This window comes from Occallatibacter sp. (genome assembly GCF_049582745.1).
In the GTDB taxonomy this organism is placed as follows: Bacteria; Acidobacteriota; Terriglobia; order Terriglobales; family Acidobacteriaceae; genus Telmatobacter.
This window is the reverse complement of sequence record NZ_JBAUUO010000176.1, coordinates 17,105-39,143: the sequence shown is the minus strand read 5'-3', so window position 1 is coordinate 39,143 and position 22,039 is coordinate 17,105. Positions and strand designations below refer to the sequence as shown.

Annotated in this window: 21 protein-coding genes and 1 pseudogene; 6 read left to right on the top strand and 16 right to left on the bottom strand. The window is 57.7% G+C overall.

Annotation, left to right across the window (positions count from 1 at the left end):
• The coding region (locus WCA10_RS25450; RefSeq protein ID WP_472825360.1) for an ABC transporter permease at nucleotides 1-1,603 on the bottom strand (1,603 nt) is incomplete at its 3' end.
• Nucleotides 1,596-2,312 (bottom strand): ABC transporter ATP-binding protein, encoded by a 717-nt coding sequence (locus WCA10_RS25445; RefSeq protein WP_472825359.1) that lies wholly within the window; start codon nucleotides 2,310-2,312, stop codon nucleotides 1,596-1,598. The genes WCA10_RS25445 and WCA10_RS25450, both read right to left, overlap by 8 nt.
• A 134-nt stretch (nucleotides 2,313-2,446) precedes the next feature.
• Here WCA10_RS25445 and WCA10_RS25440 point away from each other — a divergent pair, with 134 nt between their 5' ends.
• Entirely contained in the window at nucleotides 2,447-3,007 is a 561-nt protein-coding gene (locus tag WCA10_RS25440) for an arylesterase (protein ID WP_472825358.1), read from the top strand.
• A gap of 12 nt (nucleotides 3,008-3,019) precedes the next feature.
• On the opposite strand, the gene truB is transcribed toward WCA10_RS25440, so the two are convergent.
• The 5 genes from truB to WCA10_RS25415 all read right to left on the bottom strand — a co-directional run bounded on the left by truB (nucleotide 3,020) and on the right by WCA10_RS25415 (nucleotide 6,740).
• A complete protein-coding gene (truB, locus tag WCA10_RS25435) occupies nucleotides 3,020-3,898 on the bottom strand; it encodes a tRNA pseudouridine(55) synthase TruB (RefSeq protein ID WP_472825357.1) in 879 nt (292 codons plus the stop codon).
• Between the two features lie 44 nt (nucleotides 3,899-3,942).
• Entirely contained in the window at nucleotides 3,943-4,476 is a 534-nt protein-coding gene (gene folE / locus WCA10_RS25430; protein WP_472825361.1) for a GTP cyclohydrolase I FolE, read from the bottom strand.
• A 137-nt stretch (nucleotides 4,477-4,613) separates the two neighbouring features.
• Entirely contained in the window at nucleotides 4,614-5,024 is a 411-nt protein-coding gene (locus WCA10_RS25425) for a 6-carboxytetrahydropterin synthase (protein ID WP_472825356.1), read from the bottom strand.
• Nucleotides 5,024-5,449, bottom strand: coding sequence for a 6-pyruvoyl trahydropterin synthase family protein (locus WCA10_RS25420; RefSeq protein ID WP_472825355.1), 426 nt, complete (start codon nucleotides 5,447-5,449; stop codon nucleotides 5,024-5,026). Before WCA10_RS25420 ends, WCA10_RS25425 begins: the two co-directional genes overlap by 1 nt.
• A 115-nt stretch (nucleotides 5,450-5,564) precedes the next feature.
• A complete protein-coding gene (locus WCA10_RS25415) occupies nucleotides 5,565-6,740 on the bottom strand; it encodes a glycosyltransferase family 2 protein (protein ID WP_472825354.1) in 1,176 nt (391 codons plus the stop codon).
• 48 nt (nucleotides 6,741-6,788) lie between these two features.
• Between WCA10_RS25415 and WCA10_RS25410 the strand changes: the two genes are divergently transcribed.
• Complete coding sequence (locus WCA10_RS25410) at nucleotides 6,789-7,280, top strand: TlpA family protein disulfide reductase (RefSeq protein ID WP_472825353.1); 492 nt, start codon at nucleotides 6,789-6,791, stop codon at nucleotides 7,278-7,280.
• Between the two features lie 118 nt (nucleotides 7,281-7,398).
• Here the strand turns inward: WCA10_RS25410 and WCA10_RS25405 are convergent, their stop codons facing one another.
• Entirely contained in the window at nucleotides 7,399-7,767 is a 369-nt protein-coding gene (locus WCA10_RS25405) for a SpoIIAA family protein (protein WP_472825352.1), read from the bottom strand.
• Nucleotides 7,768-7,936: 169 nt separating this feature from the next.
• On the opposite strand from WCA10_RS25405, the gene WCA10_RS25400 reads away from it, so the two are divergent.
• The 3 genes from WCA10_RS25400 (at nucleotide 7,937) to WCA10_RS25390 (ending at nucleotide 10,670) form a co-directional block, all read left to right on the top strand.
• A complete protein-coding gene (locus WCA10_RS25400) occupies nucleotides 7,937-9,286 on the top strand; it encodes an Hsp70 family protein (protein WP_472825351.1) in 1,350 nt (449 codons plus the stop codon).
• Nucleotides 9,287-9,380: 94 nt separating this feature from the next.
• The gene (locus WCA10_RS25395; RefSeq protein ID WP_472825350.1) at nucleotides 9,381-9,791 is read left to right on the top strand and encodes a GntR family transcriptional regulator; all 411 of its coding nucleotides are present in this window, start codon (nucleotides 9,381-9,383) and stop codon (nucleotides 9,789-9,791) included.
• A 3-nt stretch (nucleotides 9,792-9,794) separates the two neighbouring features.
• Nucleotides 9,795-10,670 (top strand): slipin family protein, encoded by an 876-nt coding sequence (locus WCA10_RS25390; protein ID WP_472825349.1) that lies wholly within the window; start codon nucleotides 9,795-9,797, stop codon nucleotides 10,668-10,670.
• Between the two features lie 168 nt (nucleotides 10,671-10,838).
• On the opposite strand, the gene WCA10_RS25385 is transcribed toward WCA10_RS25390, so the two are convergent.
• Both WCA10_RS25385 and WCA10_RS25380 read right to left on the bottom strand, forming a co-directional pair.
• A complete protein-coding gene (locus WCA10_RS25385; protein ID WP_472825348.1) occupies nucleotides 10,839-11,717 on the bottom strand; it encodes a hypothetical protein in 879 nt (292 codons plus the stop codon).
• A gap of 161 nt (nucleotides 11,718-11,878) precedes the next feature.
• Nucleotides 11,879-13,546 (bottom strand): UbiD family decarboxylase, encoded by a 1,668-nt coding sequence (locus tag WCA10_RS25380; protein WP_472825347.1) that lies wholly within the window; start codon nucleotides 13,544-13,546, stop codon nucleotides 11,879-11,881.
• A 327-nt stretch (nucleotides 13,547-13,873) separates the two neighbouring features.
• On the opposite strand from WCA10_RS25380, the gene WCA10_RS25375 reads away from it, so the two are divergent.
• Complete coding sequence (locus WCA10_RS25375; protein ID WP_472825346.1) at nucleotides 13,874-15,019, top strand: S53 family peptidase; 1,146 nt, start codon at nucleotides 13,874-13,876, stop codon at nucleotides 15,017-15,019.
• A gap of 715 nt (nucleotides 15,020-15,734) precedes the next feature.
• Here WCA10_RS25375 and WCA10_RS25370 read toward each other — a convergent pair.
• From WCA10_RS25370 to WCA10_RS25345, 6 genes and pseudogenes are all read right to left on the bottom strand, one after another.
• Nucleotides 15,735-16,712 (bottom strand): VTT domain-containing protein, encoded by a 978-nt coding sequence (locus WCA10_RS25370; protein ID WP_472825345.1) that lies wholly within the window; start codon nucleotides 16,710-16,712, stop codon nucleotides 15,735-15,737.
• 392 nt (nucleotides 16,713-17,104) lie between these two features.
• The gene (locus WCA10_RS25365) at nucleotides 17,105-17,992 is read right to left on the bottom strand and encodes a hypothetical protein (protein WP_472825344.1); all 888 of its coding nucleotides are present in this window, start codon (nucleotides 17,990-17,992) and stop codon (nucleotides 17,105-17,107) included.
• Between the two features lie 18 nt (nucleotides 17,993-18,010).
• Entirely contained in the window at nucleotides 18,011-18,817 is an 807-nt protein-coding gene (locus WCA10_RS25360) for a hypothetical protein (RefSeq protein WP_472825343.1), read from the bottom strand.
• A gap of 173 nt (nucleotides 18,818-18,990) precedes the next feature.
• On the bottom strand, nucleotides 18,991-19,170 hold the full coding sequence (locus WCA10_RS25355; protein ID WP_472825362.1) for a hypothetical protein: 180 nt from the start codon (nucleotides 19,168-19,170) through the stop codon (nucleotides 18,991-18,993).
• Nucleotides 19,171-19,215: 45 nt separating this feature from the next.
• Nucleotides 19,216-19,999 (bottom strand): annotated as a pseudogene (locus tag WCA10_RS25350) (IS1595 family transposase); the annotation flags it as partial.
• 705 nt (nucleotides 20,000-20,704) lie between these two features.
• Nucleotides 20,705-21,958 (bottom strand): penicillin-binding transpeptidase domain-containing protein, encoded by a 1,254-nt coding sequence (locus WCA10_RS25345; RefSeq protein WP_472825342.1) that lies wholly within the window; start codon nucleotides 21,956-21,958, stop codon nucleotides 20,705-20,707.
• Nucleotides 21,959-22,039: the final 81 nt, after the last annotated feature.

Sequence of the window (22,039 nt, the reverse complement as noted above, 5' to 3'; positions counted from 1 at the left end):
GAAAAACATTGGGCAGCTTGGGGGACGCGGTCTCACGGATTTCGCGCAGCAACGTGCTCTGCATTAAGTAGACAGCAAGAATGAGCATGACCCCGGTGCCTAACGAAGCCAGCACAGCCGCGGATTGATTGCCGGGACGATAAAGATTGGCGAGTCCATGACGTAAGGACGACGGCAAATGCAACCGGACTCGATTAAGAACAAAACGCAGAACGCGAAGCGCAACCGCGGCCAGGATGAGGAGGACCAGCAGCGCAATCGTGAACAGCAGGGCGAACCATCCGCCGACCTTTACAGAGTCGGAGAGCGCCCATGCAATCGCACCGAGTGCCACGATGACCACGGCGGCGATGCCGAGTTGAAGTCGTCGTGACCACCAACGCGCAAACCATTCGCGGATGGTGCCCGGGCCTTGCTCCACCTGGCGTCGTAACACCAGGATGGGTCTGACCGTGCGCACATCCAGCAATGGAGGCAGACAAAACAGCAGAGTCGTCAGCAGACCGGTACCCAGGCCCGCTGCCACAGCGCGCCACGGAAAATGCATCACCGTGTGGACCGGCAAAAGCTTCCCGAAGACTGCGGGAAGCGCCTCCATCACGGCGGCGCCGCCGGTAACGCCGATCAATGCTCCCAGAAGGCCCAGCGCCATCGTTTGAAGCAGGAAGATGCGCAGCAGGTCGGACGAGCGCGCTCCGACGGCTTTAAGAATCGCGAGCATGTCCATGCGCTGTTCGAGATGCGCATGCATCGCCATCGCAACACCGATGGCGCCAAGCACCATCGCAACAAGACAGATGAGGCTGAGAATCGCTGTCGCATTGTCAAGCCCCTGGCTCAGTGCCGGATTCCCTTCCTTGAAATCCATCACCTGCGCATCCGGCAAGATCGCTTCAACCTGTTTTCGTACGGCCGCGTCGTCCGCAGTGGCCGGCAGTTTCAGCAGCATGCGCTGAGCGGCGCGACTGCCAGGGGCGAGCAGGCCTGTGCTCTCCAGAGAAGAGCGCGACACCATCACACGGGGTCCCATGCCCGCGCCAGCCGAGATGCGGTCCGGCTCCTGCGTGAGTACTGCTGCAATCTTGAAGTTTTTGCCGCCCAGGCGCAGTGTGTCGCCGACGTGCGCGTTCAAGCGAATCAGGAACTCCTCCGCAACAACCGCGGAGTCTCCCTGGAGAGCCTGTTGCAGACCGATCGCGGGCTCCAGTTGCGCGGAACCATAAAACGGATAGCGCGTGGGATCGACTCCCTTCAACGTGACGAGGATCGGTACCGGATCAGGAGGTACCGATGCCATCGAGATCGTTTCAGTGACCCATGTTAGGTCGCTGCCGGGAATGCCCTTCTCCAGGTTGGCCAGTTTCTGGGATTCATCCGCATTCGGCTGGCGAAACACACGCGCGCTGAGATCGCCTGCCATCAGCGATCGCGCCTCGGTCATTAAGGTCGTGCGGAAACTTTCGCTGAAGCCGCGCACCCCAACGAGAGCGGCAACGCCAACCGCGACGGAGAGGACGACAAAGGCAAACTTGCCCGGTGCGGATTTGAGATCGCGCCAGCCAATGGAAGCCGCACGCCGCCAAGTGAGAGCGCGTTCAGCCATTCTGTTCCTCGTTTTGGATGAGCGTCCCGACGGGATCAGCGGGCAGGGTGTCCTCAATAATCATGCCGTCTTTGAGAACGATTTTGCGATCGGCACGAGAAGCTATCTCAGGATCGTGCGTGACCAGCACGAGGGTCGTGCCGGCGTGGCTGTTGCGCTCGAGGAGCAGATCGAGCACAAGACGTCCGTTCGCGGAGTCGAGGTTGCCGGTGGGTTCATCGGCCATGACGATAGGAGGATTAACGACGAAAGCGCGGGCCAGGGCGACACGCTGTTGCTCGCCACCCGAGAGTTGAACCGGATAGTGATCCATGCGTTCGCCCAGGCCGACGGCCTCGAGCAACGATCGCGCTTGCTTCAGGCCGCTGCCTTCGACGTTGAGCTCAAATGGAAGCAGGACATTTTCGAGCGCGGTCAAAGTCGAAATCAACTGGTAGGACTGGAACACGAAGCCGATCTTGCGGCCGCGAACCGCAGCGAGGTCGCCCTCGGCCAAGTTGTGAATCGGCGTGCCGTCGAGCCAGATTTCACCTTCGCTGGGCGTATCAAGACCCGCAAGAAGGCCAAGAAGCGTACTTTTTCCGCTTCCGCTCGCGCCAACAATAGCGATGAACTGGCCGGCCGGAATACTGAGCGAGATACCTTTCAGGATGTCAACGCGCCGTGTGCCATTCTGAATCCAGCGCTTGACATTACGAACTTCGATCACCCGGAATTGCCTCCAAACAGGTATACGTCTGCTTGCCGAACAGCGTTCCCCTTCTGCGACATTACACTGTTAATGTGGACGCTTGGCGCTGGATTATCGTTTCGTTTTGCCTGTCGATCTCTATTCTCCCGTCCATGGCCGCGGGGCGGCCCTTGATTGTCTGCTACGGCGACAGCATCACCGCGGGCTTGGGCTTAAACTCCGGCCAATCTTACCCCGATGCCCTGCAACGCGATCTGGACCGGCTCCGCTATTCCTACAAGGTAGAGAACATGGGAACCAGCGGTGCGACGACCAAGGATGCAGTCGCTGACATCCGCACCGTTCTCGATGCGCACCCGGCGGTTGCGGTTGTCGAGTTTGGCGGCAACGACGGGTTGCGCGGTCTTCCTTTGGAACAGACCCGGAAGAATCTGGACGCCGTGCTGACAGCCCTGAACAATGATCACATCAAGGTGCTGCTCGCCGGAATCACGCTGCCTCCGAATTACGGCCCGGATTACATTACGGCATTCGACCAGGTGTATCGCGATCTCGCGGCGAAGCATCACGTCGCCTTTGTGCCGATGATCTACAAGGATCTGGTGAATGTACCGGGAACAATCCAGGGGGATGGCATTCATCCCACCGCCAAAGGGTCCGAGATCATCGCGAAAACATTGCTGCCTGTGCTTAGACCGTTGTTGCGGAAATAGGCGTCCGACGCTTCAGCCCATCACTACGACGGGTTGAAACAGTGTCCCTGCGACGCGCTTCGCGATGCCGACGAGCTCGCGCTGGCCGGCGAACACCTTCACCATCGGCGCTTGCGAAAACTCCGGCAGATTTGCCTGGGCGCCATTGCGCAGACGTCCGAGCGAGAAAACGTCCGCGGTGACAGAGGGCATTTCAGGAAGCAGGCTGCGTGGATGCAAGCAGAGCATTTCGAGCGCGGCAACATCGCCGGCCAAGGGTTCAAGTTCTTCGAGCAAGTGCGCATTGACTAACGTGAAAACACCAGCCTGCGTGCGGCGAAGGCTGCTGAGATGCGCACCGCATCCAAGATCCTGGCCAAGTTCGTGCGCTACGGAGCGGACATAGCCGCCAGCGCTGATACTCATTGCAAATGATGCCTCGTCGCCATCGAGTGCGGTGATTGCGAAGGATCGAATGGAGATCTTCGCTGGTTTAAGTTCTACCGGCTTGCCGGCGCGAGCTAGTTTGTACGCGGGCGTTCCAGCAATTTTTTTGGCTGAAAACGGCGGCGGCATTTGCTCCATGTCGCCGTGGAAACGTGATGCGGCAGTGCGGATCTGTTCGAGCGAGAATGACGGATGAGTCTGTTCGCCCACAACATCGCCATCGGCATCATAGGTGTCGGTTGCGAAGCCAAAAAGGATGGTTCCGGTATAGCTCTTTTCCGCAGATGAGAAATATTGAGCGAGGCGGGTAAATTTGCCCATCAGTAGCGGCAATACACCAGTTGCCATGGGATCCAGCGTGCCGAGATGGCCGATGGAGCGTTCGCTTGTGATTTTGCGCAGGCGGTTCACTACGTCATGGCTGGTAACGCCGCCTGGCTTATCAACAACTAAGAGACCATTCACCCAACTACTTTAGTCGACCCGGCACAGTTTCTCAGCTCGCCCCTTCAACTTTGACGAACCAGCGACAGGAACTCGGTTCGCGTTTCCTTTTGGCGGAAGCAGCCCACCATGGCTGAAGTGACGGTGGACGAGTTCTGTTTCTCAATGCCGCGCATCATCATGCAAAGGTGGCGAGCCTCAATAACAACACCCACGCCTTGTGGATTGATTGCTTCCTGAATGGTGTCGGCGATCTGGCGCGTGAGGCGCTCCTGCACCTGCAGACGGCGAGCGAATACTTCTACAAGGCGCGGAATTTTGCTGAGGCCGATGACTTTTCCCTTGGGAATATAAGCGACGTGCACCTTGCCGAAGAATGGCAGCATGTGGTGCTCGCAGAGGGAGAACATCTCAATGTCTTTCACGATTACCATCTCGTCGTAATCCACGTCAAACATGGCTCCGCGCAGGATCTTTGCAGGGTCTTCGGTGTATCCCTTGGTTAGGAAGGCCATGGATTTCTCGACGCGCGACGGGGTCTGCAGCAGGCCATCGCGATCAGGATCTTCGCCGAGGCGACCCAGAATTTCGCGGTACATCTCCTGCGTGCTGATGTTGCTCAGACCAGCATCGCTTTCAATTGCCCTGCGAATTGATTTGCTTACTGCGATCGGTTGCGCCATTGCCTTTGTCCTTCCGCCCAGGGAAATCGGGCGCCGTTCATCCCGTCCTACGATTATTCACCATGAAACTGAAAGAAATTGTTTTCAGTTTCTTCGATACGCACGTACTCCAACCCGCCGGTCGGCATCGCGCCTTTCAATACACCAAACACTGCCCTACAAAGATTCTCCGTTGTCGGTACTTGATTCACAAACAACGGATCGTAGTTCAAGTTTGTATGGTCAAACCGCTGAAGAATGGATGTTTGCACCACTTCATCGAGTGTTGCCATATTGATGACCATGCCGGTTTCCGCGTCAACTGGACCGCCCACGAGTACCTCAATTACATAGTTGTGCCCGTGGCCCTGGGGGTTGTTGCATTTGCCGTAGGTCGCTCGATTTGCCTCATCCGAAAGAGCTTCGGTGTGCAGGCGATGGCTGGCACTGAGCATGTAACGGCGGCCGAAATAGGCGGTTTCCATTAGCGTGATCCCCGATATTCGGCGAAAACTTCTGGCGTTTCGTAGATCCGAATGCGGCTCAGGCGGGCTCCGCCTGCCTTGTTTACCGGCACTTCAAGGCGTTTCCATGCGGCGATGGCAATGTTTTCAGTAGTCGGGATCAGCTTTGAATTCACAAATTCGGGCACTTCAAGGTTGAAATGGCGATGGTCCCAGGCCGCCAGCACCTCGTCTTCGATCACGTCCTTGAGCCATTTCAGGTCGACCACAAATCCGGTGACGGGGTCGGGTTCTCCTGCAACCGTGACTTCGAGGGTGTAGTTGTGTCCGTGCCCATTGCGGCGAGCGCAGCGACCGAACACCTGCTCGTTCTTCTCGGGCGACCAGGCGTCATTCCAGTAATAGTGCGAGGCCGAAAAGGTGGCTCGCCTCGTGAGTTCGATCATTCGACCCCTCATCCCCTTCCTTTTAGATGCCTCAAGTTCCGCGAAGCTTCAGTTTAGACGCTGAGGTGCTGCGCTATGGCACTGTTCTGCATGCGGTTAAAGGTTTATCAACGCGTCAGCCCGGATAGGTCCTTCCCTTCCAGGTCACCTGGTTCAATACCTTGTGCTTGAACCAGCTGCGGTACAAGAGAGCGACAAACAGCGGCAATCCCAGGGGCGAGATGGCGCAGTCGAGAAATGGGAAGTTCGACTTTGCGACGCGGGCATAGAAACGAAAGAGTGTCCGCAGCCAGAGCAGAAGCAGGACCCAACCGGCGCCAAGCCACTTAAGCGACCGCGGGCTGAAGCGGGCATTCCAGAGGTGGATCGCAAGCCAGGGCAGGCCGATGAGCAACACGATGTCGAGGATTTTCCAGAGACAGGTAGCCAAGGCATTGTTAAACAAGAGCGCGAGATTCTTGGTCCAGCCTTCGAGCATCGCGGATGTTGTGCGATACATGCGCGTGCTTAAGGCGTCGGGCGCGTAGCGAAAGCGGAGGCCCACTTTGCGGCGCTTGGCGAGGAACGCCAACTCAACATCTTCGAGCACACGGTCTGCGACCGCAGCGTGACCGCCGAGGCGGCGATAGGCTTCACGCTCTACGAGCAGGAACTGGCCGTTGGCAGCGGCTATGCGCTGGTTGGGATCGGAGACCTTGGAAGGCGGGTAGGCCAAAGCGAGTTCAGAGAAGACAAGGGGCATGAGCGTACGCTGCGCCAGGCCCGTGACGAGCTGGCGCGGAGAGTAGCTCAGCATTCCCGCCTTGTGACGCGTGGCTTCGTGGATGGCGCGGTGCAGATTGCCGGGTTCGTGGAAGGTGTCGGCGTCAGTGAACAGGATCCAGCGACCGCGCGCTTTTCGGGCGGCGGTCCAGATGGCGTTGTTCTTGCCGGTCCATCCTTTCTCGAGCTTCGCGGCAGTGAGCAAAGTCACGTCGGGAAAGCTGCGGGCGATTTCCGCGGTTTTGTCTGTGGATTGGTCGTCGACGACGATGAGGTCCCAGTCGCGGCCAACCTGGAAGAGATCATCGGCCTGCGCAACCAGCGATTGCAGGCAGGCAGCCAGATTTTGTTCTTCGTTGCGGGCGGGAATGATGACGGTGAGTTCGATGAGCGGGTCGGCTTCGGGCTGATCGAAAACTGTGCCGGTGCGGACGGGGATGGCGAGCAGCTCACCGGGCTCATCGGAAAGACCGAGAACGGGCGTGAAGGTTCGTGCGCTCGGTCCGGCTGACTCCGGTTTGTCGGTCATGGTGCTGCGGCCTTTCTTTCAGTACCCGTCGCTCCGTATTATAAGGATGTGCGGTTTACTGGTCTCATTGCCCTTGGCTCGCTGGTTGCGCTGACCCTTACGTGTGGCTGTGATCGCGGCGGTATTCCTGCCAACGCCGACAGGCTCGCTCCCGATTTCACGGTAAGCGACGGCGAGAACACGATTCATCTTGCGAACTATCGAGGCAAGGTGGTTTTGTTGAACTTGTGGTGGAGCCGGTGCCCGCCGTGCATCCAGGAGACACCGGCGCTGGAGCAACTACACCACGACCGGCCGGATATCGCCATCCTTGCCGTGAGCATTGATACGGACCCTGGGTCTTATCGGCGCTTCCTGACGCGGTATCACGTGGATGTGGACACGGTGCGCGATCCGGACCAGACGGTGGCGAAGTTGTACGGGACCGATGGGTGGCCGGAGACGTACATCATCGACCGGAAGGGGTACATCCGGCGCAAGGTCGTTGGGGACCCGGACTGGTCGAATCCCGAAATCCGCTCATTCCTGAAAAGCCTCTAGGGCACGCTTCCTTTGCTGACAGGCGGCGGCTTTGAATTGATTGCCACAGATATTCATGCTTCACAACGAAGTGAGCACTTCTGGGCTGTGTCAGTTCGCTGCGGTCTTAGAGAAACGATCAGTGAGAGGCTGTAATCCACGTACGTGCCGCATCAGCCTGCGACGTTGGAAACGACTTCAAATCACATGGCATAAGGAAGCGGAATATTCGCATTGCCTGGTTGAGCCATTCGACATCCGTTACGACTGCGACCCGCTCCCAGCGCGAGAGGTGTTCGACACCAACCTTGAAATCTTCCCACATAGCGCCGGGATCGAAGCCGACAAAATCCCGCGCAGTCTCGTAGTAAAGCCTGATCTTGCCAGGCCTCCGAAGTGCGGCATTGACGGCTGGAATCAGAACAGAATCGTAATCTTCTTTGGTGACGCGCCCCGTGCAGACAAATGCGAGGACACCTTCAGGAAAGGTTTTCAACTGCTCAATCATTGGACACTCTCCGGTGAGTTAGTAGCTTTGACACTTGCACACATGTGAAGTCCAGCGCCCGGTTTGCCGATGCAGCAGGGGACCACAAGCGGTTTTCGCGCCAAGCTCGTTGATGATTGGATGCCGATTGCGAAAACCATGGGCGGTGAGACTCCACGATAATGTACGTATGGGGACCGCCGCGGATCGACATCTCGCAGTTGGATTTGATTTTGGAACCACGAACAGCTCGGTTGCAGTTGTAGATGGGGCAGGCCAGGTGCAGCTTGCGTCGTTTCCTTTGGCCGGGGCCGAGACGCAGTCGTTTCGCTCGGTGTTGTATTTCGAACAGTACCAGAACAGCGAAGGCGCCAAGCGGACACATTCTCTGACGGGCCCGGCCGCGATTGAACACTATCTACAGACGGATGACAAGGGCCGGCTGGTGCAGTCGCTGAAGTCCCATCTTTCAAGCCGGACACTGACGGGGACGGAAGTGTTTGGCCGCCGTTACAAACTGGAAGAGCTGGTCTCGCGGATGCTGAGCGATCTGCGCAAACATGCGGGGCACCAGTTCAAGAATGACGTTCGCCATGTGACGGTGGGCCGGCCGGTGCGCTTTGTGGGCGCGGAGACCGAGGAAGATCAGGAATTTGCCGTTGCGCGATTGCGTGTGGCGTTTGCGCTGGCGGGATTTGAAAATGTGGATTTTGAGATGGAGCCGGTGGCGGCTGCTTATACCTACGAAGCGACGCTCGATCACGAAGAACTTCTGCTGATCGGCGACTTCGGTGGCGGCACGAGCGACTTTTCGCTGTTGAGGGTGGGTCCCGAAGTGCGGCGACGAGGGCGGACGGCGGCGGATTTGCTGGGCAACAGCGGAGTGGCACTGGCGGGCGATGCGTTTGATGCGCGCATTATTCGCAAGCTGGTTTCGCCCGCGCTCGGGTCGGATTCAGAGGCGCGATCTCTCAATAAACTGCTGCCCGCGGTGCCGGCATGGATCTACGCAAACCTCGAGCGATGGCACTACCTCTCATTCCTGCGCACAAATAATGTTCGCGAGATCCTGAAAAGCGCGCGGATCCGAGCGCTTGAGCCAGAGAAGATCGAAGCGCTGATCGCCATTGTGGAGGAGGACCTGGGATACCAACTCCACCAGGCAGTGCAGGATCTGAAGTTCAAGCTTTCGCGGGATCAGGATGCCGAGTTTCGGTTTTGCGGAGGGGGCATGGAGTTGCGGATTCCGGTGACGCGGGCGAGCTTCGAATCATGGATTGCGGAAGATCTGCAGGCAATTGAAGGGGCGGTCGATTCCCTTTTGCGGAGTTCTGGAGTTGAGCCCGGTGCTGTGGACCGGGTGTTCCTTACGGGGGGATCTTCGTTTGTGCCGGCGGTGCGGCGGATTTTCGAGACGCGGTTTGGGGCTTCGAAGATTCGGGGCGGAAACGAATTTACTTCGGTTGCGCACGGGCTGGCGCTTAGGGCGGCGGAGCAGCTCCGCGGCTTTGGAGTTTCCTGGTTCCCTTCCCGGGCCTGATCGTTCCTGCGTAATGGTGTGGCATCTTCCCAGGAATCTGCTTGACATCGGAATTGAGTCGGTGTATTAGTTGTATAGCACATTGATTGACGCGATGAGCAAAGCTTCAAAACCGGCATTTCACTTTCACCTCGACCTGCACAGCGGGATGCCGGTCTACCGGCAGATTGTGGACCAGGTGCGGGGAGCGGTGGCTTCAGGTGCGCTGCGCGCTGGCGACCAGTTGCCAACCGTGCGGCAGCTTGCGGTGGACCTCGAAGTGAATCCGAACACTGTGGTGCGCGCATATCGGGAACTGGAGTATGACGGGCTGCTCGAGACGCACCAGGGGACGGGGACGTTCATCAGCGATCAGAAGATGCCACGAGCCGCAGATGAACGGCAGCGGCAGTTGGCGCAGATTGTTTCCGATGCCGTTGCGCGCGCTGGCGCGGCGGGATTTACAGTGCAGGACCTACTGGATCAGTTGCGGGCTACGGCCAACGAGTCGAACCGCAGGAGATAAGCGATGAACAAAAGAGGAATTCTGCAATACAACCGGGTTGCGGTAACGGCGTTTGTGATTTGCGTGCTGGGTGGGTTCATTTTGAGCGCCTTCACGAAGGGCCCGGCGCCACTGTTGATTGGGATATTGGCTGGACTGTATCTCCTGCATGCGATCAAGGTAATCCGGCAATGGGAGAAGGTGGCTCTGCTGCGCGTGGGGCATTATGTAGGGCTGCGCGGGCCGGGAATCTTTTTCATTGTCCCGGTGCTCGAGACGCTGAGCCCGTATGTAGATCAGCGGGTGCGCGTCACAAGCGTCACAGCGGAGTGCACGCTCACGCGCGACACAGTGCCGGTGGATGTGGACGCCATCGTTTTCTGGTTGGTGTGGAACGCGGAGAAGGCGATTCTTGAAGTGGAAGACTACATGGAAGCGATCACGCTGAGCGCGCAAACGGCGCTGCGGGAGTCGATCGGGCGGCATGAACTGGCGCAGATGATCACGGAGCGCGAGACGCTGGGGCGCGAGCTGCAGCGCATCCTGGACGAGAAAACGACTCCGTGGGGGATCACGGTGCAGTCGGTGGAGGTGCGGGATGTGACGATTCCGCAAGGGCTGCAGGATGCAATGTCGAGGCAGGCGCAGGCTGAGCGCGAACGCCAGGCGCGCGTGATTCTGGGTGCCGCGGAGGTGCAGGTTTCCGATCAATTCGCCGAGGCATCGCGCGTCTACAACGACAATCCCGGCGCATTGCATCTGCGCGGAATGAACATGCTGTATGAGGCAATACGGGAAAAGGGCTCGATGGTGATCGTGCCGTCGTCCGCCGTGGAGACGATGGGCCTGGGCGGAACGCTGGCCACGGCAACGCTTGCGAAACAGATCCAGACAAGCTAACTGACAACGGACAAGGAGGTGAATGCGATGGATATTCGCGTGAGCGGAGTTGTGTCAGTGCGCCTGAATCATCTCCAGAAGTTGATCCGTCATAAGGCAAAGAGCTGAGATTAAAAGCTCACGGATTTTCAAATCCTGCATTCCACTCATTTTATGCCTGTTTTCGCGCTATTGCCGCGCGCCCGGCGGCCTTGACTGACCGTGATTATCTGCCGGCGGCGTTGTCACCGGCTTGCGCGCGTAGCGCGGCTTCACGCTGGTCTGGCACAGCGACAAATCCTGCCCGCGGTACAACCCCGGCACCGCGTCCTGAGCCCGGCACAGTCTTTCCTTCATGCTTGCCGCGTCCTTCGCTCCTAGCAACTGCGAACGCTCAATGTCGCTCTGCGGATCGATATCGTAGCGATACACCGCATCTTGCGCCGGCTTGTTCTTACCGTAGTCCAGATGGTTCCACGTGCCGAGCGTTTCACGCCCGTTGTCATCGGCAATCACCGCATACACCTGCGTTTGCGTCACGCCCATCGGCGCGTTCGTGCTCCACACCGGAACGGCCTTGCCTCCGGTCATCCACCGCCCTGCAAACGTGTGCTGTCGAAGGTCGTAGTGCAGCGCCGTAAAATATATCGTTGCCTGGCAGTCATTGCAGTCGTCGTAGAGCGCGCCCAGTTCCCTGCCTTGACCCACATCCAGCAGCAGCCAGTCCGTCAGGCGCAAATTCACACCATCGGCAATGTGCGTCAGCGCCCGGTTAGCCAGCGAAACGCTCCAGATCGTGAAAGTGTCGTGGTTCGGCGACGCCTGCGGAGACGCGCGAAAGCTCGTGATCACCAGCGCCGCATCATACTCCACGCCGATCTCGCGAATCGCTGTCCACTTCTGCCCGTCCAGCGCCCGCGTTACCCACACCACCACGTCCTGATCGTCCTGCGGGTGAAAGTCGATCCAGCGAAATGTGTCCGGAGCCTGCGCAGCAGAGGAGAAAGAGAAAGACGCCATCGTCAGGGCTACAAACCCCGCAATGGCCCAACGGGAAAGACCACGCATGCACTCAGGCTATCAAACGCGCATACGAGTCCGCACCGAAAGCGCGCAGCCTGATGGTTTTGAAAGGCACCGCATCAGCTATGCCATGAATGGGCAATTGTAAAAACTCGCGTCACAGGCTTTTTCGTTGGATGTTGGGAACACATGTATTGCAACCTCCTTCACAGCCCCAGCTTCGCCCACATCGCATCCACCTTCGCCTTCGTCGCGCGATCCATCTCGATCATCGCCGGCCACGGCCGCTCGAACCCCTCCGCCTTCCACTTGCGCGTTGCATCGATCCCCATCTTCGATCCGTAATTCGGCATCCGCGACGAGTGATCCAGCGAGTCCACCGGCCCCAGCGTGAATTGAATATCTCGCTCCGGATCGATGTTATTCGTCACCCGCAGCACCACCTCGGCGATATCCTGCACATCGCAGTCCTCGTCCACCACCACGATGCACTTGGTAAACATCGCCTGCCCCAGTGACCAGATCGCATTCATCACCTTGCGCGCCTGCCCCGGATAGCTCTTCTTGATCGCGACCAGCATCAGGTTGTGAAACACGCCTTCGACCGGCAAATTGATGTCCACAATCTCCGGTATCGTCAGCTTCATCGCCGGCAGAAAAATCCGCTCCACCGCCTTGCCCATCCACGCATCTTCCATCGGCGGCTTGCCCACAATCGTCGCCGCGTAAATCGGATTCTTGCGATGCGTGATGCACGTCAGATGAAAAACCGGGTACTCGTCCGTCATCGTGTAGAAGCCTGTGTGATCGCCAAACGGTCCCTCGCTGCGCAGCTCGCCCAGTTCGACGTATCCCTCCAGCACAATCTCCGCGCCCGCCGGAACTTCCAGGTCCACCGTCTCGCACTTCACAATCTCCACCGGCTTCCCGCGCAGGAAACCCGCGATCATGAACTCCTCAACCTCCGGCGGCGCCGGCACAATCGCAGAAAACGTCGTCGCCGGATCTGTCCCGATCGCCACCGCCACCTCCAGTCTGTTACCGGATCCAGCCCCTTTCAAATTCCCTAAAGCCACCTGCGGCATTCCGCCCGTCGGCCCATCCGGAATCGTCACCGCCCCACCGGCACTTTCGGCCATCATCGCCACGCGCGCCGACGCTGACCCCGCCGACTCACCCGCCCAGGTCGCTGATGCCCTCAGCGCTTCACGATAGTGCTCCGCCGCGACCTTCTGCCGCTGCCAGTGCATCCCTGTCGTCTGCCCGTCGTAGACCTGCATTCGGTACATCCCAATATTGCGTTTCCCATTTCGCGGATCCTTCGTATGCACGCACGGCAGCGTGATAAACCGCCCTCCGTCGTGCGGCCAGCACTTCAAAATCGGAAACGCATTCAGATCGAACCCATCCCGGAGAATCACTTCCTTGCACGGTGCGTCCTTCGCCTGCACTGTCTTGGGAAACACATTCCCAAGCTCCGCCAGTTGAGGCAGCATCTTCAGCTTGTCCAGGAACCCGCCCCCCGGCGCCTTGACATTCATCAGCCCTTTGATCCGCTCGGCAATCTGATCCAGCCGCTCCACGCCCAGCGCCATCGCCATCCGCCGCTCGCTGCCAAACTGGTTCATCAGCACCGCGTGCGCCGGAAATCCCTTCACGTTCTCAAACAGCAGCGCCGGCCCACCCGCCGCATATTTTTGCCTGTCATCCTGAGGCGTAGCCGAAGGACCTGCTTTTCGTCTTGACCCTGTCTTCGACACCCGGTCGGTAATCTCCGTGATCTCCAGATCCGGTGACACTTCCTCGCGAATCCTCTTGAGCTCGCCATTCTTTTCGAGCGTCCTGATCCAGTCGCGCAAATCATCGTAAGCCAAGGCATTTCTCCAACGGTTGATTGGGGTTCCGGCAGGCGGTGTTTACTCAGCAGTCTGTGGAGAAAGTTCCGTTTTGAAAGGGCACGACTTTAGTCGTGCCGTAAGAACGCCCAGAATCAATGCGGCTTCAGCCGCCGAGGGATGGTGTCGCTCAAATTTCGACTTCTGCCACAGCTAGTTGGAATCGTTACACCGGCTCCCAATCCATAGTAAGGCTTTCAAACCGATATGACTTTGGTTTCTCCATAGTCCCGGAGCACATTACATTCATCTGATTCCCCGCATCTAAACCCAAAGTTCGCGATCAACTCTTCGAGGGATTCCACCATGCCTACTTCCCCAAAGGTTCCCTGCCATCCCTACTTCAAGCTCCGTCGTCTCACCCCCCACATCCAGATCGGCCCCCTGGCGCCCGCTCCCTGGAACGTCACCAACCTCTGCGCCGCCTACAACTGGCCCACCAACCTCGCCGGCGGCGGCGTCATCGCCATCGTCGAGCTCGGCGGCGGCTGGGTGCAATCCGACATTGACCAGTACTTCAAATCCATCAATCAGCCCGTCCCCCACATCACCGACGTCTCGGTCGACGGCACAAAGAACAGCCCCAACCGGAGCACCGGCTCCAACAGCGATCCCGACTACGAAGTAGCGCTCGACATCGAAGTCGCAGGCGCTTCCTACTACGCCGCCACCGGCAAGCCCGCCACCATTCGCATCTACTGGTCGCAGGACATCGCCTCCGCCGTCCAGAAAGCCGCCGGCGACGGATGCGATGTCTGCTCCATCTCCTGGGGCGCCGACGAAAGCACCTGGGGCACCGAAGCCGCCAATGAGATGGAATCCGCCGCAGCCACAGCCACCTCCCTCGGCATGATCGTCTTCGCTGCATCCGGCGACAACGACTCCAGCGACGGCACCTCTACTCCCGCCAACGTCGACGCACCTTCGTCCTGCCCGCATGTCGTCGGCTGCGGAGGCACCTACAAAACCTCCACCGTCGAAACCGTCTGGAACGATAGTCCCGGCCAGACCAATGGCGAAGGCACCGGCGGCGGTTACTCCACCATCTTCCCAGTAGAGAGCTTTCAGATCGGCATTCCCAAGCCGCCCGCCGGCTCGCCCTACGGCAAAGGCCGCATGGTCCCCGACGTCTCCGCCGATGCCGATCCCAACACCGGCTACAACGTCGTCGTCCATGGATCGACCACCGTCGTTGGCGGCACCAGCGCAGTCGCTCCGCTCTACGCCGGCCTCTTCGCTGCCTTCGGCACAAAGCTCGGCTTCGTCACCCCGTCGCTCTATCAGAATCCGGCCGATTTCAACGACATCACCAGCGGCGGCAATGGCTACTACAACGCCGGTCCGGGCCCCGATCCCTGCACCGGCATCGGCTCCCCCATCGGCAACAAGCTCGCCTCTCTATTCACCGCTGGCGCAGCCGGTCACAACCCAAACGCGCAAATCACTGGATAGCCAGAGTTTCCGCCACGACCGTCGATTCGCCCGCGCCCCCCGCTTGACTCCGACGAAATTCGGCGCAGAATAGGGCCAGAGGATCAAGTTATGGATTCCTTACTTCAACTCCATCTTCAATCCGACAAAGCGAAACCTGAGGCAGAGAACCTTCCAAAACCGGAAAGCGAAAACGAGGACCTCAAGCCCCTTGTCACCAGCAAGAGACTGAATCGGATCATCAACCACGCGGCGCACAAAGCCGCTTCGCAATACGGCCGAAACAGCTCCGGACTCTTTTCGAAATAGCCGCCCGCTCTGCCGGGTGCCGCGGGGGCCGGGTCCGTACGGACTGGTCTTTCAACGCAAGGTGGAAGTCTCGCTTCGCAGACCTGCAATCTCTCCCCGCCCTGCCGCAATTCAGAAAAACTCCCCGAACGCAGATCAGCCCCGAAGGCATCCACCCTCGGGGCCGATCTCGACCAAAAGATTAGGAGAAGGCAACGCTGCTTGTCGGCGTCAGCCTCCGCCCGCGATCCGGAACCTTGGCCGGATCCTCGCGCCGACCCACCAATGCAACATCGGTAGGGTCCAGCTCGATTCGCTTCCAGTCCGATTCAACGGCAAGGAAGTTGGTTCACAAAGTATATCCAACCCCGCGTAAAAGCGAACCCTTAGAAACGTCACCACGCCCCGACGCCCCTATGTCCCTGTGGTCCCTATGTCCCTATTGTCCCTATGTCCCCGTCTTTATCGCCATCTGCACCATCGGATTGACCGGCGGAATCTCATCGAGCGGAAATCCCAGCCGCTTCCATTCGTCGTAGCCGCCCCGCAGCGGACGCACTCGCTCGATGCCCAGCTTGTGCAGCGTCATCGCCGTCTTTGCTGCCGTGGCTTCGCTCGGGCAGGTGCAGAAAAGCACCACATCCCGATCGCGCGGAATCTCCCCATGCCGCGCCGCCAGCGCATCCGGCGAAAAGTGCTGCGCCTTCGGCAGCGTAAACGGATCCGCCAAAAGCTCCAGCGGATGACGCAGATCCACGATGTACACCTGCTCGCCTGCATCGAGCTGCGCTTTCAACTCCTCGGGCTCCAGCCGCAGCGACACAAGCTTTTTCAGCACCGCACGCCTTCGATACAACCGCCACACAAAAAATCCCACCACGCCCAGCAGCAGAAGCGCACCCGAAAAACGTCCCACCCAGTCCAGCACACTCGGATTGCGCTTAATCGCATCACCGAAGAGCCTCCCGCCCGTCAGCAACGCCAGCAACCACAGAGTCGCGCCGATTCCGTCAAAAAACAGAAACCGTCCCAGGCCCATCCCGCTCTCGCCGGCCACCGGCGCTGCTAGCGTCGCCAATCCCGGCACAAACTTGGCAAACAACAGCATCGCGCTGCGCCGCCGCCCAAACGAGTCCTGCGTGCGCCGGACACAGATCGTCGGCTCCATCGAAAGCTTGCAGAGAATCCTCAGGACATGATGTCCGTACCGCCGTCCGATCAGGAACCAGCTTGTATCCGCGGTCATGCACGCGAGAAAGCTCGCCAGAAACGCTGCGCCGAAGCTGATCTGGTGGTCCGCGGAGAGCCCCCCCGCCGCCAGCAACACCGGTGTCGCCGGCAGCGGAATGCCGAATTGCTCGACCAGAACCCAGCCGAACAGCAGCAGATAGCTATACGTGAGGAGAATGTGTTCGGGGAGGGCCATGGTCGGATTCCAATGTGCTGATGTGGGTTCAGGTCTTAGGCGCGCCGGCATCGCCAACACCCGATGATCTCACTCTATCCGATGTGAATAAACTGAATTCGTTTCAAATCAATCGCCCCCCTCCCACCCCGGACCAGAATCCGCCCGCACCTCCGGCGGTGGAATCGCCGGGTGCCCCATGTCCCGCTTTTGGGACGTGGGAAACCACTACAGCCACTCAGCCGAGTATGCCTGTTCCCTCGTCGCTCACCCCAACTCGCATGCCTTGCCCCGTCGCTCGATGAACAGCGCGTGCCTCGGTCGCGGGAGGTCATCAGAAGGGCAATAAATCGGTTGACACACATACAACTAATCAATTAATTTCAGGATGCCGTGACAGGGCAGTGCTGGTTTTACTTTGCTTTGCATTCTTCGTCTGCGCAATTGCCATGATCGCAACTAGCTGTCTGTATGTTGACTGGACCACCGCCCAGCGGGTCTCCGTTAACATCGGTCAATTCTGTGCAGAACATCGTCTCGTGAACTGGGCTTCCATTAAAAACGTCGCGATAGGCCGCTTTGCCCCAGATATACAAATGCCCGGAATGATGGTAGATCGCAAGCACATCATGCGATGGAATGACCAAAGGTTGAGATCGCGAGGAACTCTTTGGACCGACGAACATATGCAAGGGGTGCTGCCCAAGCATTTTCTCCAACGGGTAGGATTCCGGCATTGGCTTCGGGAGCCATGTACTGCTCACCAGAACTTCCATATCTTTGGTGGGTGTGTCACCACCATTTTCCCAACTGAATGCAATACGAACGCTACCATCAAAACTTTGGCCTTTGACGAGTCTAGTGATATCGAAGGTGTTAACAGACAAAAATGCTCTTTGTACAGACGTCAGGGCCTCTTTGGATGTCTGTGCAGACCGAGTAGCGGCTCTAGCGGCGCATATAGAAGCGTCAGTGGCGAGTTTCATTTCATAGGCTTGAATAGCAGCGATGATTCCATAGAGAGAAGCAGCAATGAACGCGGCCCAAGTAGCCCGCTTTATCGACTTTTGTGTTCGGTTGCTCTCCTCTTGACGGGCGGCATTCTCTCCTACCGTCTTCTGGTCGGCAGCGAAGACCTTCTCAGACCAGAGTTTCTTAATATGGCTCTGCTTCTCTTCGCTGGCGTTTGCTGCATGGCTGGCTTCGGTATTCTCTTTTACTTGGTCACCGACTCTATCGATTCGTTCCGACAATTTCCCCAATGCATTAGCTATCTGCCGCAGCAGTTTCCCGTAGTACATTGCCCCTCCATGACAGGGCTAGCGTGGCAGGCCCTTAAATCCGTCCATAGTCAAACTTTCCAACCCGTCTCCAATTTGATTGAAGGGCACACAGGATTGCGCACTAAACGTCTTAGTTTGGTCGGCGGTAAACGACTGCCAGTTGCAGAACTTGATCCAATGAACGCCGAATCTATCTTCGTACTCGATATATCCAAACACAGCTGCATACATGGTTCCATCGCGAAGGCGCTCGTATTCTTCTCTTTCGAGCGGCCTTCCTTTCTTCAAAGCTTGATCTACATATCCAATCGCGAACCGCATGTCTTTCGTGGGAGGGATGGGGGCATGTATGAATGCACTGTGGAGTCCAGCGAGGGAGTAGGATGGCGCTTTATCGGAGTCAATCAGTTCAAAAACCCCTTCTCCTCTTGCAATTGTGATCGGACTCTTTCCAGTATTGGTCAATGTCGTATCGAGCCCAACAAGCGCAGTCGGGTTGTAGACCCCGATAGGGAGAGGGGTCCAATGGTAGTCGATGTTGATCCAAGATCGCTGATCTTCTCCGAAGTTCCACTTGGTTTGAAGATTCTGCCAGACATAGTTGAGAAGAATAAGGAAAGCAACCAATCCGGTAAATCCTTCAAAAATCCACTTGATTCGTTTCGCAGAACTGGCGCGTTCCCAGTGTTCCCGAAGGGTCCACTTTTGTGTGCCTGCATTGCTGGTCTTTTTCTGGGCTTTTGGGGATGTTTTGGAGCTAGTGTTTGCTTGGATGTTGGCTGTACTGTTCGAAGATTTCTTTCCTACCTCGGGTTGGGTATTTTCGGGCCCGGAATTTTCCATATTGCCCTATTCTGGTTAGTTGGAGAACTTTAAGAGATGAAACACGAATATCACGAAGGCCCTAGGGCCGCACAGAACTTTAAGGCACTTGCAACGGCTCTCCTTCAAAAGCCAAAGAAAGCTGTGGCTCCGAAGAAGTCACCGAAGGTGAAACCTGCTGGCAAGAAACGAGGCTAGAAGGGTTGTTCCTCTTGCCCCGTCCCTGCCTCCGGGTGGCACACGGCATCGCAGTCCTTGCCTGTCAGTTGGGCATAGGTCAAACGCTTGCCAGCGACCATCAGCATGAGGAGGGCGAAACGGTCGGCATCGGTAAGTTTGTTGTCTTTCGTCGCACGGTTGTTGAAACGGAACACTTGTTCATCAATGTAGTGGTCAAGGTGAAATGGCTCAACCGCAACATAGGTTCCGCGAAGCGTTCTCTTTAATAGGCTCCAGAAATTCTGTGCCCTGCGTGTGAACTTTGCCGTTCACATATTCGTGAGAGTGATTGATTACCTTATGAACGAAGTTCTTATTCAATCCGTCGTAAGCCGAGAACTCATCGGTGTAGACCTTCGCGAACGGGGTCACGTTGTTGAGGATTGCATTCTGCAAATCCTCGCGGCGAACGTTAGGCATCACCTTAGCGCGTACCTGACGAAGTTCCCGGTCAAGCATTCCGTGGACCGCCGTCTTGCCTACGTACCCACCCTTGTGTCCATCCCGCGCCTGTACCCTCGCCTTGCGGCTCTTGTGCATCTTGGCAGGGTTCGGACCTATGTACGCTTCGTCGCTCTCTACCGGGCCGCCAAAGCCGAACTTGTGTGTCGTGTCCTGTTTCATCGCTTCGCGGATTCTGTGAAGCATGAACCATGCCGACTGCTGACGGATGCCGAGATTCTTCGCGAGTTCATAGCTGCTGATTCCGTTCTTGCAATTGGCCAGCATCCAGATAGCGCACATCCATTTATCGAGTCCGAGAGGGCTATCCTCCATCACCGTTCCAACCTTCACCGTGAACTGCTTTTTGCAGACGTAGCAGAACCAGATGCGGCGGGTCTTGATGAAAGAGAACTTCGCCTGTTCGCAGCGAGGGCAGGTCACATTGCCACCGGGCCAGCGAAACTCTACCGCAGCTTCAAAAGCCTGTTGGGGATTGGAGAAGTATGCGATTGCCTGCGTTAGTGTCTCGGGAACGTCCATGTAAAAATAGTACGCTAAACGCACATGTGTGTCAAGAGTGTTATTGCCATCAAATTCCAGCCGCACTTTTGGCAGAAGAGACGCCGTCGACGACCAAAGAACTTATTCCCCAGATACTGAAACGAATTCGCCCTTTGCGACACCATCCGCCATAGGCCAATAAAACCACGTGGAATCCAGAGAACAGCCTCCCCGTTCGTGGATCCGAACCGAGAACCACTCTGACGGAGATCGTTCAAAATAAACAGCACTCTACAGCAAAACGCGATCTGTCAAAAACAAACTGTCTCACTGCAGGGGTTCACCTCAGTTCCTGTCAACCCCCGTACGCCCCATTTCCAACCCAACCCCAACAAAACAAACGAAAGAAAAACCTCGCCGGAATTGCAGGTAATTTCCCCTCTCTGGCGCACAATAGATTTGTGTCCCTCTCGAAAGCATGCCCACGCGAAACTGGGAAACTGCGAAATGGACCTGGCTATAAGCCCTTTATTGAGAGACCTCTACAGCGATGTCCAATCGGAAGAAGCCTTTGCAGACAACCTTCCCGCCAAACCTCTGAAAGTAGGTACTTTCTCTAAAGAGATGGGATAATACCCGGCAGAACTGGTGCCGGCCGTTCACACGCGTAAGGATCAGCTCCTCGCCGTTCTCCCCAACACAAAAGCCGCCCGAGGGCGGCTCCTGTCCAAAGCTTGTTGGCGACTACCGCGCCGTCGTCGTACTCGTCTCTTGCAACGCCGCGTGTGCCTGCGTGCCCTTGTCGGCGAAGTAATTGCGGTCCCAGAGATTCTTGTAAAACTCTCCGGTCAGCTCGGCTGCGCGCGGACCAAATGTCGGCCGGCCACCTTCGAGGAAGAACACCGTCACCAGCCCACCTTGCGGCGTTTCGGAGTACGAAGCGAACCATCCGAAGCGCGTTCCTTTATCGGAACAGGTTCCCGTCTTTCCAAAGACCGGCAGCTCTTGGAAGTTGGCGCGTAGCCGGCGTGCAGTTCCATATTGGACCGCGCCTGCCATGCCATCCTGCATGTCGGGGACGTAGCGGGCAATATCGAGTTTCCGTTTCACCTTTGGCTGGAACGCCATGACCTCTTCGGTCGACGTGGGGTGCTGCAGATAGTAAAGCGTTCCGCCATTGGCGATGGCAGCAACAAACGCGCCGAGTTGCAGCGGCGTCATCGAGACGCCCTGTCCGAAGCTGCACATGCGACCCACGCCGCCTTCGGATGCAGGAAGTGCCTGGGTCGGGTACTCGCCAAGCTGCTCGCCGTCGATGTGGTATCCGGCCAGTTCGCCCAGGCCGAATTCGGTGGCATAGTGGCGAACACGTTCGAAACCAAGTTCGCGGCCGAGTTCTTCGAAATAGAGATTGTTGCTCTTCGCGATCGCGTCCGTCATGTTCATGCGGAAGCCCGCAAGCTTCACCGGCGTATCGCGCGTGACAAGACCTTCGCTCAAGGCTGCCAGCGCCACCGAAAGCTTGATGGTGGAGCAGGGCTCTGCGCCCGGCGAGAGCGCCAGCTTCTGGTTGACCATGGCAAGGATGCGGCCGTTCGATGGGTCGATCACCACCGCGGTGCCGTTCATGTCGCCCAATGCGTCGATCGCCGCCTGGCGAACCAACGGATCTTCACCGGCGGTTACATCGCCGGCAAAGATGTCGCCCTTCGCGAACGAACTCGCAGTGAAGCGCTCGCCGTAATAATGATGATGGCGTCGCCTGGTAAGAACCGCATGATGAAGCGTAGCCGAGGAGGACGCCCTGGTATGGATGCGATGGGTTGCAATAGATGCTCTGGAATGGACGGCGCTATGGGTATACCGAACAGCCACGTGTTTGTGGACGATCTTCGAGTGATGGATGCTGTGCTGCACGTCAAGCGCAACGGCGCGAGTGGCGACGACACCTAACCCAACGACGGCTAATCCCAAGGCAAAAACGCAAGACAATCTCATCCCGGAAAAATTCCCCTCAACAGTGGATTGCGTGCCATGCGTCTGCCCAGCAGCGCACTTCGTTCTGAAATTCAAACTGTT

Bases quoted from the DNA above. Each gene is read 5' to 3' on its own strand.
- WCA10_RS25440 (WP_472825358.1), top strand. From the start codon at position 2,447: ATGGCCGCGGGGCGGCCCTTGATTGTCTGCTACGGCGACAGCATCACC.
- folE (WP_472825361.1), bottom strand. From the start codon at position 4,476: ATGTACCGCGAAATTCTGGGTCGCCTCGGCGAAGATCCTGATCGCGAT.
- WCA10_RS25425 (WP_472825356.1), bottom strand. From the start codon at position 5,024: ATGGAAACCGCCTATTTCGGCCGCCGTTACATGCTCAGTGCCAGCCAT.
- WCA10_RS25420 (WP_472825355.1), bottom strand. From the start codon at position 5,449: ATGATCGAACTCACGAGGCGAGCCACCTTTTCGGCCTCGCACTATTAC.
- WCA10_RS25415 (WP_472825354.1), bottom strand. From the start codon at position 6,740: ATGACCGACAAACCGGAGTCAGCCGGACCGAGCGCACGAACCTTCACG.
- WCA10_RS25405 (WP_472825352.1), bottom strand. From the start codon at position 7,767: ATGATTGAGCAGTTGAAAACCTTTCCTGAAGGTGTCCTCGCATTTGTC.
- WCA10_RS25400 (WP_472825351.1), top strand. From the start codon at position 7,937: ATGGGGACCGCCGCGGATCGACATCTCGCAGTTGGATTTGATTTTGGA.
- WCA10_RS25395 (WP_472825350.1), top strand. From the start codon at position 9,381: ATGAGCAAAGCTTCAAAACCGGCATTTCACTTTCACCTCGACCTGCAC.
- WCA10_RS25390 (WP_472825349.1), top strand. From the start codon at position 9,795: ATGAACAAAAGAGGAATTCTGCAATACAACCGGGTTGCGGTAACGGCG.
- WCA10_RS25385 (WP_472825348.1), bottom strand. From the start codon at position 11,717: ATGCGTGGTCTTTCCCGTTGGGCCATTGCGGGGTTTGTAGCCCTGACG.
- WCA10_RS25375 (WP_472825346.1), top strand. From the start codon at position 13,874: ATGCCTACTTCCCCAAAGGTTCCCTGCCATCCCTACTTCAAGCTCCGT.
- WCA10_RS25370 (WP_472825345.1), bottom strand. From the start codon at position 16,712: ATGGCCCTCCCCGAACACATTCTCCTCACGTATAGCTATCTGCTGCTG.
- WCA10_RS25365 (WP_472825344.1), bottom strand. From the start codon at position 17,992: ATGTACTACGGGAAACTGCTGCGGCAGATAGCTAATGCATTGGGGAAA.
- WCA10_RS25360 (WP_472825343.1), bottom strand. From the start codon at position 18,817: ATGGAAAATTCCGGGCCCGAAAATACCCAACCCGAGGTAGGAAAGAAA.
- WCA10_RS25345 (WP_472825342.1), bottom strand. From the start codon at position 21,958: ATGAGATTGTCTTGCGTTTTTGCCTTGGGATTAGCCGTCGTTGGGTTA.